This window comes from Chryseobacterium foetidum (assembly GCF_025457425.1).
Taxonomy (GTDB): domain Bacteria; phylum Bacteroidota; class Bacteroidia; order Flavobacteriales; family Weeksellaceae; genus Chryseobacterium; species Chryseobacterium foetidum.
Map to the genome: position 1 here is coordinate 1,055,088 of NZ_JAMXIA010000001.1, position 15,122 is coordinate 1,070,209.

A 15,122-nucleotide genomic window follows, 5' to 3' on the forward strand; every position below is an offset into this window, starting at 1 on the left:
TATCAAATTTTCAAATTAAGACTCTCTTCTTAAAAGATAGTTTGCCAATTCTGCGAAAGGCTTTTTCTTCTCATCATCGATGTCGATTTTGTGAAGGAAATTTTGACCTATCTCATTGTGTTTTTCAATTAACCTTAAAGCTTTTTCGTCAACACCAGTGCGTCTGAAAATCTTTTCTACGCCGTAGACTTTATCAATATTATCTGTCTTTTTAGAATACCAGAAATCAAGTTCTTTCAGTTCCGCTTCTGTGGCGTATTCTCTCGCCAAAAGATAAAGAACTGTTTTTTTGTTTTCATAAATATCTCCTGCATGCTTCTTTCCAAACTGTGCCTGATCACCGAAGACATCCAAATAATCATCCATGATCTGGAAGGCAATTCCGATGTGTTTTCCGAAATTGAAGATCGCTTTTGCATCTTTAAAATTCGCCTTGGCAATCATCGCTCCGATTTCGAAAGATGATGCGCTTAGAACGCCTGTTTTGTAGGTAATCATTCTGATATAATCATCAAAAGTAACATCTTCTTTTGTTTCAAAATTGATGTCGTACTGCTGACCTTCACATAGAAGCAAACCTGTATGCGTAAAAATTCTGATGCAGGCTTTAAAGATTTCAGGTTCAAGATCTTCGAAAAACTTGTAGGCTTTCAGCATTAATCCGTCACCCGAAAGAATTCCTGTATTGATCCCGTGAATCGTATGAATTGTAGGTTTATTTCTTCTCAGAGGTGCTTCATCCATAATATCATCATGAATCAGCGTGAAATTATGGAAAAACTCTATTGCCAAGGCTGGTTTTATTGCCTCTTTCATATCACCTCCGAAAAGATCACAGGCCATAAGCACCATTATCGGACGAAGACGCTTTCCACCGTGGGAAATGATGTAGTTCATCGGATCGTAAAGCTCAGCGGGCTTGTCTTTGAAAGTATATTTGGTAATGGCATCAGCAACAATCTGTTGGTAGGTGTCTAAGAATTCCATAAAATGTAAATAGTTTGAACAAAAATACAATTTTCTGAGGGGTTTTGAAATAAAAAACTTTGGGTAAACAATACATTTCGCATTCATTCAGGAACTTTTTTTTCTTTTAAAATATACAAAATGCAAATGGTCAGTAAGCAAAAATAAAATGCACGCCTGCTTTTTGAAAATACACGCCTGCTTTTTCTAAAAGCTCTCGTGGATTTATACCAAAGCACGAGAGCTTTTTCCTAAAAGATACTGACGACTTTAATCAGCCCTTTCGAAAAAAGAAAAACGGACATTTTAAGTAAAATGCCCGCTATATTTATTATTGTAAAATACTTTTTTTAAAAAGACGTTACGAGTAAATACGTTAATCCTGCAACAATAGCTGAAATAGGAATCGTTAAAACCCAAGCCCAAAGAAGACTTACAGTGATTCCCCAACGTACCGCTGAGATTCTTTTCGTTAAACCTACCCCGATAATCGAACCTGTAATCGTGTGTGTTGTGGAAACAGGAATACCGAAATGATCTGTTAAGAATAATGTAATTGCACCTGCAGTTTCAGCACTTACCCCTTCCAGAGAAGTTACTTTTGTAATTTTTGTTCCCATTGTTTTGATGATCTTCCAACCACCACTCATCGTTCCCAATGCGATTGCAACGAATGAAACCAATGGAACCCAGATGTAATCTTTTGAGAAATGATCGAAACGGTCTGCTGAAGCTATATTCAAATATTCAGGATCTAGTTGCATTTGAACATGATAGTAGATTACCGCCGCACCAATGATTCCCATTACTTTCTGAGCGTCATTCAAACCGTGCCCCAAACTGAACAGTGCCGAAGAAGCCAGCTGCAGTCTTTTGAAAGACTTGTCTGCTTTATAAGGATTTGAATTTTTATAAAGATGTACAATGATTAATGTGATGATAATTGAAATAATCATACCCACAACCGGTGCAAGGAAGATAAACAGGAAGATAGGAATTACTTTATCAAATTTCACAACACTTTGCTGGGTTACCTGAGCCAGTGCTTCTTTCACAGTTTCCCAGACACCAAGTTCAGGTTGTGCTGCGGCTACTGCCTGATAATCCATCGTGAAGGCGTGCATCAAAGCTGCTCCCAAAAACCCACCGATTAAGGTATGTGATGATGAGGAAGGAATCCCAAACCACCATGTCAAAAGGTTCCATGCAATGGCTGCGATAAGACCTGAGAAAATGACTTCAAGTGTAATAAAATTCTCGTTGACGGTTTTGGCAATCGTGTTACCGATTTTGAATTCTCCAATGATGTAAGCGGCGATAAAAAAAGCGGCAAAGTTCCATAATGCTGCCCAGAGCACGGCCTGAAAAGGAGTTAAAACTTTTGTAGAAACAATAGTAGCAATCGAGTTGGCTGCGTCATGAAAACCATTGATGTAATCGAAGATAAGCGCCAAAGCAATGATCACTATAAGTAAAATAGGAAATTCCATTTTTTAATTTTAGAGCTCTTGTTTATGCGTATTTAATCATGATGTTCTCAATCGTATTGGCAACATCTTCAGCTTTATCGGTTACGATTTCAAGATAATTCAATACAGAAGAAACTTTGATGATATTGATGGCATCGTTGGTTTCAAATAAATCTACCATTGAATTTGAAAGCAGATCATCAGCAATATTTTCGATAGAGTTTACTTTGATACAAGCCTCTTTTACCTGCTCCATATTTTTGAATCCCTTAAGATTCTTCATCGCATTCTGAATTTCAATACATGCTTTGTTAATCAGAAGTGAGAAATCTGAATAAGCCTTCATTTCCGGAGACTTGTAAAGGAAAATATATTTTGTAGAAGCGTAGATGTAATCTGCAATATCGTCAAGCCCCGTTGCAAGGGTGTGAATATCTTCTCTATCGAAAGGAGTAATGAAGTTTTTCCCCAACTCTACAAAGATTTCATGAGTCAACTCATCGTTTTTGTGCTCGTAGTCGCTCATTTTTTTCAACATGGTATCGTCGTTTACATCAAAATCTTTGATACCGTTGTTGAACTCTTCAGACATAGCCACAAGGTTGTCGGTTACTTTTTCAAAAAGTACGAAGAAGATTTTATCTTTTGGTTGAAAAGCGTGGAAAATATTACCAATTCCCATTGTATGTATATATTATAATTCGAGTGCAAATTTCTAAAAAAAGCTTCTTACCAAAAAGCATCCAGCGTTAATTTTTGTTCATATTGGAAGAAACTTTTTAACATTGGATTTCGCACTGAAAAATTATATTCCATCTTTAAAAATACCAAAGTTAAATCACTGTAAAACATTTATTTAGATAAGAAAAAGAGCCGACAAAAATGCCGGCTCAAATTGTATGGTATGAATAAGATTAGTTAGCTTCTTCAGCTCTCATATCCTTTCCTTTAAATTTCATAGACTGAATATTTCCTAAAAGTTCATTTTTATAAGATTTTTCAATCTCAAAGAATGAGAATTTTTCAAGGATCTCAATATTACCAATTTCAGCTCTTTTGCTTCCTTTGCTTGAAGTCGCCTTGTTGATAATTTCCAGTACATCGAGTTTTTTCAACTGGTCTTTTTTACCAAGATTGAAGAAAAATCTAGTCATATTTTCGTCTCTCTGTCTTGGTTTTCCGCCACGGTCACTTCTGCCTCTTTCGCCTCTTCCGTCACGGTCACCTCTTGGGCCTCTGTCACGGTCACGGTCTCTTCCTCTGTCGCGGTCTCTGCCTCTATCACGGTCTCTTCCACCTCTGTCATCATCTCTGTTGCTCATTTTCTGCTCCAGAAGATCATGTCTGTCTTTGTAGTACAAAGCAAGATCTTTCAACTGGAACTGAAGTAATTTGTGTACCAGTTCTTCTTTTGTAAATTCAGAAAGGTCTGGAATCAAGGCATCATCAAATTCAAAGAAATCTTCGTGTACTTCCAATAAATTTTCAAAAACACCTGCAACCTGAGCTTTTATAATGTCTTTTCCTGTAGGAATTCTGGATTCTGTGATTTCGATTTTAGTTACAGACTTGATCTGCTTTAATTTTCTGCTTTCTTCAGGCTTAATTAAAGAAATCGAAATACCATCTTTTCCTGCTCTACCCGTTCTACCACTTCGGTGAACGAATACTTCAGGATCATCCGGTAACGAAAAATGCACAACGTGAGTTAATGAATCTACATCCAAACCTCTCGCTGCAACGTCTGTCGCTACTAAAATATCGATATTTTTCAGTCTGAATTTCTTCATTACCGTATCTCTCTGCGCCTGAGAAAGATCACCATGAAGCGCATCTGCTGCATATCCGTTCTGCATCAGGAAATCGGCAACTTCCTGAGTTTCCATTCTTGTTCTGCAGAAAATAATTGAATATTGATTAGGGTTTGAATCTATCAATCTCTTCAACGCTTCTTTTTTATTACGGTAACCGGCTACATAGTATTCATGTTTGATGTTCTTTTTAACTTCGTTAATAGAACCAACAGAAATTCTGTGTGGATTGGTTAAATAATTTTTAGAAATTCTCTCTACCTCTTTGCTCATCGTTGCCGAGAACAGGAAAGTTTGTTTCGTTTCCGGAGTTTCTTTTATAATTGTTTCCAATTCGTCTTTGAAACCCATTGAAAGCATTTCATCTGCCTCGTCTAAAACCAACCAGTGAATTGCTGAAAAGTCCAATGCTTTTCTGTTAATCAAATCGATTACTCTACCAGGAGTTCCTACAATGATTTGCGGTTTGTCCTTAAGAGATCTCATCTGATCCATAATACTGCTTCCCCCGTAAACCGCTGTAGATTTTACGTTCGGCATGTACTTCGTGTAGTTGTTTATGTCTTTAGCAATCTGAAGACATAGTTCCCGTGTCGGACAAAGCACCAAAAATTGGATTTTGCGACTCGTATCGTCAATCATATCCAAAATCGGAAGCGAAAACGCTGCTGTTTTGCCTGTCCCTGTCTGCGCAAGTGCGATCAAATCGCGAATATCTGAAAGAATAAAAGGGATAGTCTGTTTTTGGATTTCTGTCGGGCTTTCATAGCCCAGTTCGCCAATTGCCTTAAGTAAATCAGGACTTAAATTGGACTCCGTAAATAAATTCATTAAATAATATAAAATTTTTGCAAAGGTACAATTATTATTTGGATAATCTCGCAACGTATATTACAGAATCAATAATTTAACAACTTAAATTCGATTCATTTTTTAAAATAATCAAAAAAAATCATCCTTTTTATTCATAATTTTAAAAATATCATATTCTTGCGGTAATTTAAGACATTCATTTATTTAACAGTAATTTATTGTTAATACTTCAAAAAATCAAACAACAATAGATTTAAATTGATTAAATTTGGATTAAAATCAATCATCGCATGTCTGCAACAATATCAAAAAATACTTTAATTTTTCTACAGAATCTTCTTCAAAACAATAACCGTGAGTGGTTTACAGAAAACAAACAACAGTATACCGATTCTCAGGAAAACATGATTTCATTCATAGAAAATCTAATTACTGAAATGGGCGTTTTTGATGAAGATATTCTGAAAACCGACGCCAAAAAAACACTTTTCAGAATTTACCGTGATGTCCGATTTTCCAAAGACAAATCTCCATACAAAACCAATATGGGAGCTTCTTTAGGCATGGGAAAAGGCAGCCAGAAAGCAGGTTACTATCTTCATGTGGAGCCAGGCAAATCTTTTCTTGCTTCAGGAATTTACATGCCAGATTCTGCAGCATTGAAAACCATTCGTAAAGAAATTTCGCTGTATTCTGAAGATTTTTTGAAGGTTGTAAATCAGAAAGATTTCAAAAAACTTTTCAAAGAGCTTGATCAGGACGATAAACTGAAAAAGATTCCTCAAGGATTTGAAAAAAAAGATCCGATGGCAGAATATTTAAGACTTAAAAATTTTATTGTAGTTTATCATTTAAAAGATGAAGATCTGACAAAAAAAGAAGCCGCAAAGAAGTTTGCCGAAATTTTCGCGGTCGCAAAGCCACTGAATGATTTTTTGAATCGTGCGATTGAGGGATAGCTGGAGATAGCAGTCCTACTGACTGCGCCGAGGTTTTGAGAATTTATGCTACACGGATGCTGCTCCTGACGCAGCAACCTGTCTTTGTTGAAAAATTTCAATTTACAAACACCAATAGTTTCTCCACAAATCTAAAAACCTACTCAACCAAACAACGTCCTCCAAAATTTATTATCTCAAAAAAATATATTAAAAGTTTTTTGGCAAAATGACTACCTTTGCAAGTCGTTATAAAAAGAAAAACTAATGTCTTTATACCAGCAACTCGCAGAAAATCTACAGTTTATAAGTCCTGGGTTTTACAAACAGAGGTATTTTAAAAATCTGAAAAACCTCACCAGAGAAAACTTTTCGGCGAGAAATGTAGAACCGGAGTTGGTTTGGATAAAAGATTATCTGCAAAATGATGCTGTAATTTTCGACATTGGCGCCAACGTGGGCACTTTTCTTTATCAGTTCGAAAACAAACTGAAACATCAGAATATTTTCGCTTTTGAACCCAATCAAAAACTGAACACCCGTCTGAAAAGGCTTTTCCCATCGATGAACATTTCTTCTGTGGCACTTTCTGATGAAAACACAACTGCTCAGTTTAAAGTTCCTATTATCAAAGGAAAAATGGTCGCTTCGAGAGGTACTTTAAATACTTCCTACAAAGAAAAGGACGAAGAAAATTCTTTTACAGAAACCGTGGAAGTTGTAAAACTGGATGACTGGGTAAAATCTAAAAACATCAGCAGAATTGATTTCATTAAAATTGATGTGGAGGGAAATGAGATGAAAACTCTTTTTGGCGGAAAAGAAACGATACAAAAATTCAGATCAACTTTAATGGTTGAAATGGAACAACGCCACCACGACACTCCTATTTGGAATGAGATTTCAGAGGTTGAAAATTGGGGCTTTAATGCTCATTATTTAAACCGAAAAACATTCACTCCCGAAAAACTGACTGAAGAAATTCTGCTCAAAAATATCAGCGACGAAAAAAACAAAACCGAATACATCAACAACATTATTTTCCTTCCTAAAAACGTTTAAAAACTGAGTATGAGTGTAGTTGCAAGGCAGGGATTTAAATATTCAGTGATTGGATACGTCGCGACTTTGATCGGGATGTTTTCGATTTTCATTTTCACCAACAACCTTATTTTTTACGGAAAATTGCGGTACATCATGTCTGCGGCAGAAATGCTGGTTCCGTTTGTAGTGTTGGGAATTTCGTATTCGAACGTAAAATTCTTCGGAAAAGCTCAGGAAGACGGCAAAAATCAAAATATGCTGTCGCTTTCTCTGGCTTTGATTTGTATTAATTTTCTTATTTTTTTAATCGTATTTTTCTTCATCCCGAATTTTTACCCTCATTTTACTGAACTGAAAATCTGGGAAAGCAAAAAATATATTCTGCCGCTTGTTTTGACGCTTTCACTTTGCGCGGTTTTCAACAGATATATTTCCAATTACAAAAGGATTGTCGTTTCCAATATTTTTGACAATCTGTTGCCTAAACTGGCGAATCTAGGTTCGTTTTGTCTGTTTTTCTACTTTCAGTTTTCAGAACAGATTGCCTTGGCATTTTTCTTCGGAATGTTTGCTCTGATGCTTTCCGGATACATTTATTACACCAACAAACTTGAAAAAGTGCAGCTCGATTTCAGCAGAGATTACTTTAAAAAAGATAACTTTTACAGAGAATTTGCAGCGTACAGTTTTTTCGGATTTTTGGGAACTTTCGGAAACCACATGGCCATCAACAATTATATGATTGGTGAGTTTATCGGTGATGAGGAAATCGCTGTGTACAGTATTTTGCTGGCTTTGATCTCTTTGATTTCCATTCCGCAACTGGGATTATTTAATATTTCCGCACCGATTATCAGAAAAAACCTTGCCGATGGAGACATGGAAGAACTCGACAGATTTCATAAAAAAACTTCACTCACCATTTACTTTTTGGGAGCCGTTCTGTTTGGATGTATTATGGTTGGATTTCCGTACCTGACGCATTTTATGCCCAAAAAAGGAGATTTACTGAGAATGTATGAGCCGGTGATCTGGATTTGGGGTTCCGCAGTTTTACTTGATCTGGCAACGGGTTTCAACGGAAATATTATTTCGCTTTCAAAATACTACAAATTCAACATCATGGTCATGCTTTTGTTAGCAGGATTGACGATTGGATTAAACTGGTATTTCATCAACAACACCGACCTTTCGCTGATTGGAATTGCTTTGTCTACGGCAATTTCCGTGACGCTTTACAATATGATCAAAGTGATTTTTAATTATTTTGTGTTTAAAGTTTCACCTTTTTCGATTGAAATGATTTTTGTATCAATCATCTGCACGCTGGCGATTACGGTGGCGATTGTTTTACCGGTTTTTGAAAATAATTTTATCAATTTAGTTTACAAACCTGCAGTTGTTTTACTGCTGATTTTTATTGGAAATCATTTTACGAAAATCTTTCCCATTGAAGATTATATCAACATGAAATTCATTAAAAGCATATTGAAATTTAAATAAGTTTCAAAAGCGTATTTTCTAAATTTCTGAGGACAATCTTTTTGCTAAACTCTTTCTGAAAATCATAATTGGCATCTTTCAAATCATAGAATTGCTGAATTACATCTTCCTTTTCCTGAACGATAAAATTGAGATTTGATGCGTAATTTTTAGGGAAAACAGCCATTTTTCCAAATTTGATGGCGTCGCCGATGTTTCCGGTCATTTTGGTTGTTCCATAAATTTCTTTCTGACTGAAAAATTCTGTTTCCTGCTGAATCGGACACCACAAAACATCTGCTTTTTTCATCCACATTTCAAAATCTTTCTGTGAAATTCTTTCGGTAAAATATTTTAAATCAAATTTCTCTGAAACTTTTTTAATATTCTCAAGCTCCTCTCCTTTTGCCTTACCTAAAAAAACAAACGCAATATTTTCCGCCGATTCTGATTTTTGAATGGTATTTAAAATATGTTTGTAATCGCGCCTTTTCTGTGAAACTCCGCCTGGAATGACAACTGTCAATTTTTCATTTTTATTCTGACGAAATTCTTTGGTATAAAAAAGCGGTAAAAACTGATATTCTGATGAGGAAAAACTTTTATCCAAAACAAGTTGAGACGCGCTCTGATAAACTTTGGAAGAATTTATCAGTCCCTCTTTCCATAAAAGTTTTAAACGGTAAAATAAATCTTCCTTGAAAATATTTTTAATTAAATCAAATTTAGAAGCTTTGGAAAAATTGAGATTATGAACGATTACAGCGGTCTTATATTTTTTGGTAATGCTTAAAAATGTATTGAAATACCGGTGAACCGTTCCGATGATTATCAAATCATATTTTTTGGACTTCAGCTGATCTAAAATCATCGAATTATTTGATAACCAGATATTTTCATCATGTTGTGAAATCTGATTTTTAATCTTCTCTGAAAAATAATAATCTACAGTAAACGCTTTGGAATCTTTCATTAAATCCAAAAAATCCGAAGCGATTTCTGCGTGGGTGTCGATTTCGATGTAAGCGATATTTTTCAAGTTAAAAAATCTAATTTTTCATTAAAATTGAGAAAGTAATTTTTTAAATTATCAAACCTAACAGGTTTTGAAAACATGTTAGGTTTCTGAGTGAATCCCAACAAATATTTATATTTTAAACCATTTCTTTTTAAACATATTCCACCGTTGCTGATTGATGACTTTTTGTTCATCATCAGAAATCTTCAATTCCAAATTTTGAGATTTGCATTTTTCGTACGAACTGATAATTTGAAATAAAAAAGCAGGAGATTTTATTTTCATCGCTTCTTTAGCCGCTGCGACGTAAGTCAAAAAACGGTTTAGACCTAAAAAATAAAAATATCTTCCGTAGTAATCTGCCGGTTTTATGGTGTAATCTGCACCTTTTACTTTAATTAGTTTCACATGCAATTCCGGAATCACAACTTCTTTCCAGCCTAAATTTTGCAATAAAATAGCATCGATATTATCCCAACCCAAAGTTTCCCGTAAACCGCCTATTTCAGTAAAACATTCCCTTCTGTATGCTTTCATCGGACCGCGGACGTGATGCTTGTTTGAATTTCCTTCATAAACCCATCCGCCGTTTTTTTCAACATATAAAAGTCCGCCAACGAGGCCGTAGTCAGAGTTTTTAGCGAAAGCATCAGCAACTGTCTGAAGGTAATTTTCCTCTAAAATAATATCAGAATCAAACTTACAGATGATTTCAAATTCATTTACATTTTGAGTTTCCAAACCCTTTTTAAAGGCTGCAACCACCTTTGAACCTGGCTGATGTGCTGATTTTTGAAGATTGATGGTTTCAAATTTTGAATCATTTTCCACATATCTTTGAACTACTTTTGCAGTTCCATCTGTCGAGCCGTCATTGACAATGACAACTTTAAAATCTCTACAGGTTTGCTGTTGTAAAGAATTGAGAGTGAACGGCAAATTGTTTTCCTCGTTATGTGCAGGAATGATGATTAGAAATCTCAAAGTGAAAATTTAGTTTTCAAATTTAGTTTAAATCCATCAAAAAACCTTCTTCTCATCTTTAAAAAGAGTGAAACGAAGGTTGAATAATTTATAATTTTTATTTAAATCAAGTATTATTTTGTAGGATACTTTTGCATTAAAGCCTGGAGAATCGCCCAAGTTTCAGCATCCATAATTCCGTCATAATTTTGCGGTCTGAAATGATACTGGAATGCTTCGATGGTTCTTTTTGTGGCATCATCCCACTTTTCTGAAAGTTCGATTCCGTAGCCAAATTTCTGAAGACTGGTTTTCACTAAAAATACAAACGAAGGGTCATTATATTTTACGGCAAAATCTGTCATTGCCAAATTATAAAAATTTTGTTTCGTTGGCTCATCGTACCACATCCCTATTTGATACTCATCATACAGTTTTTTCCATGGAAACAAAGGTCCCGGATCCTGTTTTCTCGTTGGTGCAATATCTGAATGAGCTAAAACATTTGTTGCAGGAATTTGGTATCTGTCAACAATATCTTTTGCCAAAGCCGCTACTTTCTTTACCTGCTCATCGCTGTAAGGCAGGAAGGTTTTCTTTCCGGTAGCATCAGCGGTATAGCCGATGTTTACGATTTCAATACCAACGGAGTTGTCATTGAGGTTTTTATCTGATCTCCAGGTACTGATTCCGGCGTGATAGGCTCTTTTATTTTCGTCAACCAGCTGGTAAATTTCGTTATCACCAAGATTATTGACAAGATAATGAGCGCTTACTGATTTTTGTGTGAGTGCTGTAAGCGATCTGCTGTCATCCAACGCAGTATAATGTAAAATCAAATATCGCTGTCTGAAATTCTGACCCAAAGAAGGAAAATACGTCTTCACCACTTTGTAACCCTGAGGTTTCGCAGAAACTATCGAACCGTAACTTATAGTATTGTCATTATTGGCTGCATTGGCAATATTTTCTCTAAAGAATTCAACACCGTTTTGTGTTTTAATCTGAGGTTTTTTTTCAGTTTCGTCAACTTTATCTCCTGCTGTTTTGGTTGTGGCAGAAGCAATTTTAGGTCTGTAAGTTGTAGCAACCGTTTTTTTCTTAGCCGCACACGAAAAAATAAGTGTACTTAATCCGATGATATATAATGTTTTACGCATCTGTGGGTTTTTATAGTCAATTATCAGGGTAAAAATACACATTTTTTTTGTTAAAAATATTTGCTTGGTAATGAAAACTAATCTATATTTGCACTCGCAATAACGGAATAAAGATCTTCAAAATATAAGATAAAGGAGAGTTGCCTGAGAGGCCGAAAGGACATGTTTGCTAAACATGCGTACTGGAAACGGTACCAAGGGTTCGAATCCCTTACTCTCCGCTTTTTATCTTTCTCGGGGCGTAGCGTAGTCCGGTCATCGCGCCTGGTTTGGGACCAGGAGGTCGCAGGTTCGAATCCTGCCGCCCCGACAGTTTTAGATAATTTTCACAAAATTACAAATGGGTGCGTAGCTCAGCTGGATAGAGCATCTGCCTTCTAAGCAGACGGTCAAAGGTTCGAATCCTTTCGCGCTCACTTAACAGAGAAATCAGAAATGGTTTCTCTTTTTTTGTGGAAAAAATTACCAAAAGCTCAGCTGGATAGCGCATCCCGATTCTTCAGGACGGTTACAGGTCAAATTTCTTCACGCGGATTTTAAAGAAATCAGAGACAGCTTCTTTATGGTAACAAAATATGTCTGCCATGAAAACATAAGAATTTCTACAAGTCCACAAACAAATCCTTTCACCAATGGTCACATCTACCTTAGACACGTTTGAAACCTATTTAGAGCAATATGTAAGTAAACTACACAATTGTACCATTAGCATTGATTGATTTCGACAAATCCCAATTATTGGCCGCAATCTGCTCTAAAAAACATTTGGTTCTGTAGTTTGTTTTCCGCAGCAACTGTTTTGAATGATTAGTCAACCAAGCATGTCTTGCTTCAGTATATTTTTTTATCCACTTTTTCTCGTCGCCACCGTTTACAGGAACATTTTCGGCAAATTTTTCACGGATAAATGCGGGAACACTTCCCGAATGAATATAACTGTCATAGATTACCAACAAACTCAAGGCCTTCGAAAATTTATTTTTTTCAAAAAAATGAAAGGCAGGTTGAAAATACAACACTTCAAAAAAATCATCCTGAGATTTTCTCATTACCGGATCCTGCTTCGCTGCTTTCTTTAGAAGACTTTTAAACGCTGCATCGTCTACTAAAGATGTTTTCCCAATTTTAGGAATATAAATTTTAAATTCTGCTGCGAACAAACCTTTGTTTGCAATATACTTTTCGATAAGTGCTTTAAGATTTCCCTGCTCGGTTGTCTGGCTGCGTCCATAGGTAATTTGTCTGGAACCGTCTCTTCCATCGGGATAGATCGCAATCAGGTCATATTTCCCGTCTTTAGTTCCGGTTTCAAAGACATTGATGATCTGAATTATTTTACTTTTCTGTGAAGATGTAATCATTATTTTTAAATTTTAAATTAAACCAACCAATTGTTTAGACTAAAAACATCCAGATAGGATTTTCTGAAGTTTCTCACTCGCTTGTAAACACCATCACCATTGCTCGATCCGTCGTTATTGGTGTTTCCTTCAATAGTTATAAAAGTGTCTCCGATCACATCTACTATGACCGCTGTATGAATCCAGTCATTTTGAGACTTTCTCACCAAAAGAACATCACCTTTTTTTTGCGAGAGCCGGATTTATTCTGATCTTTTCATTCCGTATCAAAACCTTTTTGTGAATACCATGCGTACCAACGGTATCGCAACTGTAACTTATGGGCATCATTTCGGTAAAATTTCTATTATGCAAAGATGTTGCCTGATCCAGAACTGCCTGTACAAAACCCATGCACCAAAGCCAGTCTGAGCCCTCGTTTCCACCCATGTAACTTCTTACCCAAGGTCCGCAGTTGGTTTGCTGTTTGATGACCAGCTCAACAGGGAAGCATTTTAAGTGATTGTGAGCCACCTCAGAAATGGTATCTCTTAAACTGGTTTTTTTTGCAACCGATTCAAAAGAATTTTTAAGATTTGATGTAAGTTTTGAAAACAATGATGCTGTCACGATACCATCAGCAGCTATGCATAAGAATTTCTGGTAATTTTTTACAGCTACTTCGGTTGCTGGACCATAATCCCCATCGATGCCGATCATTGTACCTATTCCGCGGTATTGTCTCTCCTGAAGACAAAGCCAGGACTGGATTTTCTCTACATCTGCGTTTTTTTGTTAGACCCCTTCTTACCTGTGTAGCAGACAGAGATAATTCTTTAAGATAATGAGTTTTTTTCATGATTAATTTACTTTTAATGGTTAAAATTAGTTTTAAAGAAATTTAAACACATATCAAATCAGAAATAAGAATTTTCTTTTTTCTAGTTAAAAAGAATCAGAAATATTTACAAATTGTAAGCGACCGGCATTGAGCCTGATCTACCACAATTTCAAGTCAATCTGTACTTATCCATAATTTCTTACCGGAATATCTGTTTAAATATAAAGTAAAGTTACTCATTATCTGACATATACAATCCGTAAAATCACTATTTCACGTAGGCATTTTCCCCATAGCAGAAATTCATTACAAATAAAATGATGCGAAAAACAGCGACTTCAAAGGATTTTTGGCTGGATCACTTAAAAAAAAATTGATGAAAAAATATAATGAAATAAAAACGTTCTACATAGTTACTAACCAATTTACTGTCAATCGATTGGTACTGATATTGAGCAATACAAAAGCCATAAAGCTAAAAATTAATTTAAAATATTTTGATATAATATTTTGATAATTAAAAATATATTATATCTTTGCACCCACAAAAAACAAGGTAATATTTGTTTTAGATGACTTTTAATCGGGGCGTAGCGTAGTCCGGTCATCGCGCCTGGTTTGGGACCAGGAGGTCGCAGGTTCGAATCCTGCCGCCCCGACAGTTTTAGATAATTTTCATAAAATTACAAATGGGTACGTAGCTCAGCTGGATAGAGCATCCCGATTTTAATCGGGACGGTCAAAGGTTAGAAAAGCGTATTTAAAAAAATTAAGGGTGCGTAGCTCAGCTGGATAGAGCATCTGCCTTCTAAGCAGACGGTCAAAGGTTCGAATCCTTTCGCGCTCACTAAAAAACTCACATTTTTTGTGGGTTTTTTTTGTATATAATAGTTTTATGTGTTTCTGCTATATTCTGTATTCAAAAATTTTGGACAAATACTATGTTGGCCATTCTTGTGAGTCACTGCAGGAAAGGTTAAGAAAGCACTTATCTGCTCACAATGGATTCACTTCAAAAGCGAAAGACTGGATTATAGTGTATTCTCAAATATTCGAAAACAAAAGCTCGGCCCACAATAGAGAATTGGAAATTAAATCCTGGAAAAGCAAATTGAAAATTAAAGATCTTATCGGAAAAACTGAATAGAGCATCCCGATTTTAATCGGGACGGTCAAAGGTTTGAATCCTTTTGCGCTCACACAAAAGAAATCAGAAATGGTTTCTCTTTTTTTATGGGAAAAATCTATGAAAGATTAGATGTAAAGGAGGCCATTTG

General features: G+C 35.7%; 14 protein-coding genes and 5 tRNA genes. 9 read left to right on the plus strand and 10 right to left on the minus strand.

What is annotated here, in order from left to right; translation table 11 throughout:
- Positions 1–15: 15 nt before the first annotated feature.
- The 4 genes from NG809_RS05045 to NG809_RS05060 all read right to left on the minus strand — a co-directional run bounded on the left by NG809_RS05045 (position 16) and on the right by NG809_RS05060 (position 5,077).
- Positions 16–987, minus strand: coding sequence for a polyprenyl synthetase family protein (locus NG809_RS05045; RefSeq protein ID WP_262148616.1), 972 nt, complete (start codon positions 985–987; stop codon positions 16–18).
- A 329-nt stretch (positions 988–1,316) separates the two neighbouring features.
- Positions 1,317–2,456 carry an inorganic phosphate transporter gene (locus NG809_RS05050; protein ID WP_262148617.1) on the minus strand — a complete coding sequence of 380 codons (1,140 nt, stop codon included), beginning with the start codon at positions 2,454–2,456 and terminating at the stop codon, positions 1,317–1,319.
- A gap of 22 nt (positions 2,457–2,478) precedes the next feature.
- Positions 2,479–3,117, minus strand: a complete 639-nt coding sequence (locus tag NG809_RS05055; RefSeq protein ID WP_262148619.1) for a DUF47 domain-containing protein — start codon at positions 3,115–3,117, stop codon at positions 2,479–2,481.
- A 232-nt stretch (positions 3,118–3,349) separates the two neighbouring features.
- Positions 3,350–5,077 carry a DEAD/DEAH box helicase gene (locus NG809_RS05060; RefSeq protein ID WP_262148621.1) on the minus strand — a complete coding sequence of 576 codons (1,728 nt, stop codon included), beginning with the start codon at positions 5,075–5,077 and terminating at the stop codon, positions 3,350–3,352.
- 272 nt (positions 5,078–5,349) lie between these two features.
- Here NG809_RS05060 and NG809_RS05065 point away from each other — a divergent pair, with 272 nt between their 5' ends.
- The 3 genes from NG809_RS05065 to NG809_RS05075 all read left to right on the plus strand — a co-directional run bounded on the left by NG809_RS05065 (position 5,350) and on the right by NG809_RS05075 (position 8,544).
- Positions 5,350–6,018, plus strand: a complete 669-nt coding sequence (locus NG809_RS05065; protein WP_262148622.1) for a DUF2461 domain-containing protein — start codon at positions 5,350–5,352, stop codon at positions 6,016–6,018.
- Between the two features lie 246 nt (positions 6,019–6,264).
- Entirely contained in the window at positions 6,265–7,059 is a 795-nt protein-coding gene (locus NG809_RS05070) for an FkbM family methyltransferase (RefSeq protein WP_262148624.1), read from the plus strand.
- A 9-nt stretch (positions 7,060–7,068) separates the two neighbouring features.
- On the plus strand, positions 7,069–8,544 hold the full coding sequence (locus NG809_RS05075; protein WP_262148626.1) for a lipopolysaccharide biosynthesis protein: 1,476 nt from the start codon (positions 7,069–7,071) through the stop codon (positions 8,542–8,544).
- On the opposite strand, the gene NG809_RS05080 is transcribed toward NG809_RS05075, so the two are convergent.
- From NG809_RS05080 to NG809_RS05090, 3 genes are all read right to left on the minus strand, one after another.
- The gene (locus NG809_RS05080) at positions 8,537–9,562 is read right to left on the minus strand and encodes a hypothetical protein (protein ID WP_262148628.1); all 1,026 of its coding nucleotides are present in this window, start codon (positions 9,560–9,562) and stop codon (positions 8,537–8,539) included. The genes NG809_RS05075 and NG809_RS05080 overlap by 8 nt on opposite strands.
- Before the next feature lie 108 nt (positions 9,563–9,670).
- On the minus strand, positions 9,671–10,525 hold the full coding sequence (locus tag NG809_RS05085) for a glycosyltransferase family 2 protein (RefSeq protein WP_262148630.1): 855 nt from the start codon (positions 10,523–10,525) through the stop codon (positions 9,671–9,673).
- A gap of 113 nt (positions 10,526–10,638) precedes the next feature.
- Positions 10,639–11,664 (minus strand): N-acetylmuramoyl-L-alanine amidase, encoded by a 1,026-nt coding sequence (locus tag NG809_RS05090; protein ID WP_262148632.1) that lies wholly within the window; start codon positions 11,662–11,664, stop codon positions 10,639–10,641.
- A gap of 134 nt (positions 11,665–11,798) precedes the next feature.
- On the opposite strand from NG809_RS05090, the gene NG809_RS05095 reads away from it, so the two are divergent.
- From NG809_RS05095 to NG809_RS05105, 3 genes are all read left to right on the plus strand, one after another.
- Positions 11,799–11,885: transfer RNA gene (locus NG809_RS05095), tRNA-Ser, on the plus strand.
- A 14-nt stretch (positions 11,886–11,899) separates the two neighbouring features.
- Positions 11,900–11,974: transfer RNA gene (locus NG809_RS05100), tRNA-Pro, on the plus strand.
- Between the two features lie 32 nt (positions 11,975–12,006).
- A tRNA-Arg gene (locus NG809_RS05105) sits at positions 12,007–12,080 on the plus strand.
- Positions 12,081–12,353: 273 nt separating this feature from the next.
- On the opposite strand, the gene NG809_RS05110 is transcribed toward NG809_RS05105, so the two are convergent.
- From NG809_RS05110 to NG809_RS05120, 3 genes are read right to left on the minus strand one after another with little or no spacing between them, the layout of a single operon-like run.
- Complete coding sequence (locus NG809_RS05110) at positions 12,354–13,025, minus strand: chitosanase (protein WP_262148633.1); 672 nt, start codon at positions 13,023–13,025, stop codon at positions 12,354–12,356.
- A gap of 17 nt (positions 13,026–13,042) precedes the next feature.
- Positions 13,043–13,231, minus strand: a complete 189-nt coding sequence (locus NG809_RS05115; RefSeq protein WP_262148634.1) for a hypothetical protein — start codon at positions 13,229–13,231, stop codon at positions 13,043–13,045.
- 10 nt (positions 13,232–13,241) lie between these two features.
- Positions 13,242–13,775, minus strand: coding sequence for a peptidoglycan-binding domain-containing protein (locus NG809_RS05120; protein WP_317619158.1), 534 nt, complete (start codon positions 13,773–13,775; stop codon positions 13,242–13,244).
- Positions 13,776–14,429: 654 nt separating this feature from the next.
- Between NG809_RS05120 and NG809_RS05125 the strand changes: the two genes are divergently transcribed.
- The 3 genes from NG809_RS05125 (at position 14,430) to NG809_RS05135 (ending at position 14,992) form a co-directional block, all read left to right on the plus strand.
- Positions 14,430–14,504: transfer RNA gene (locus NG809_RS05125), tRNA-Pro, on the plus strand.
- Positions 14,505–14,618: 114 nt separating this feature from the next.
- Positions 14,619–14,692: transfer RNA gene (locus NG809_RS05130), tRNA-Arg, on the plus strand.
- Positions 14,693–14,740: 48 nt separating this feature from the next.
- A complete protein-coding gene (locus NG809_RS05135; protein WP_262148635.1) occupies positions 14,741–14,992 on the plus strand; it encodes a GIY-YIG nuclease family protein in 252 nt (83 codons plus the stop codon).
- Positions 14,993–15,122: the final 130 nt, after the last annotated feature.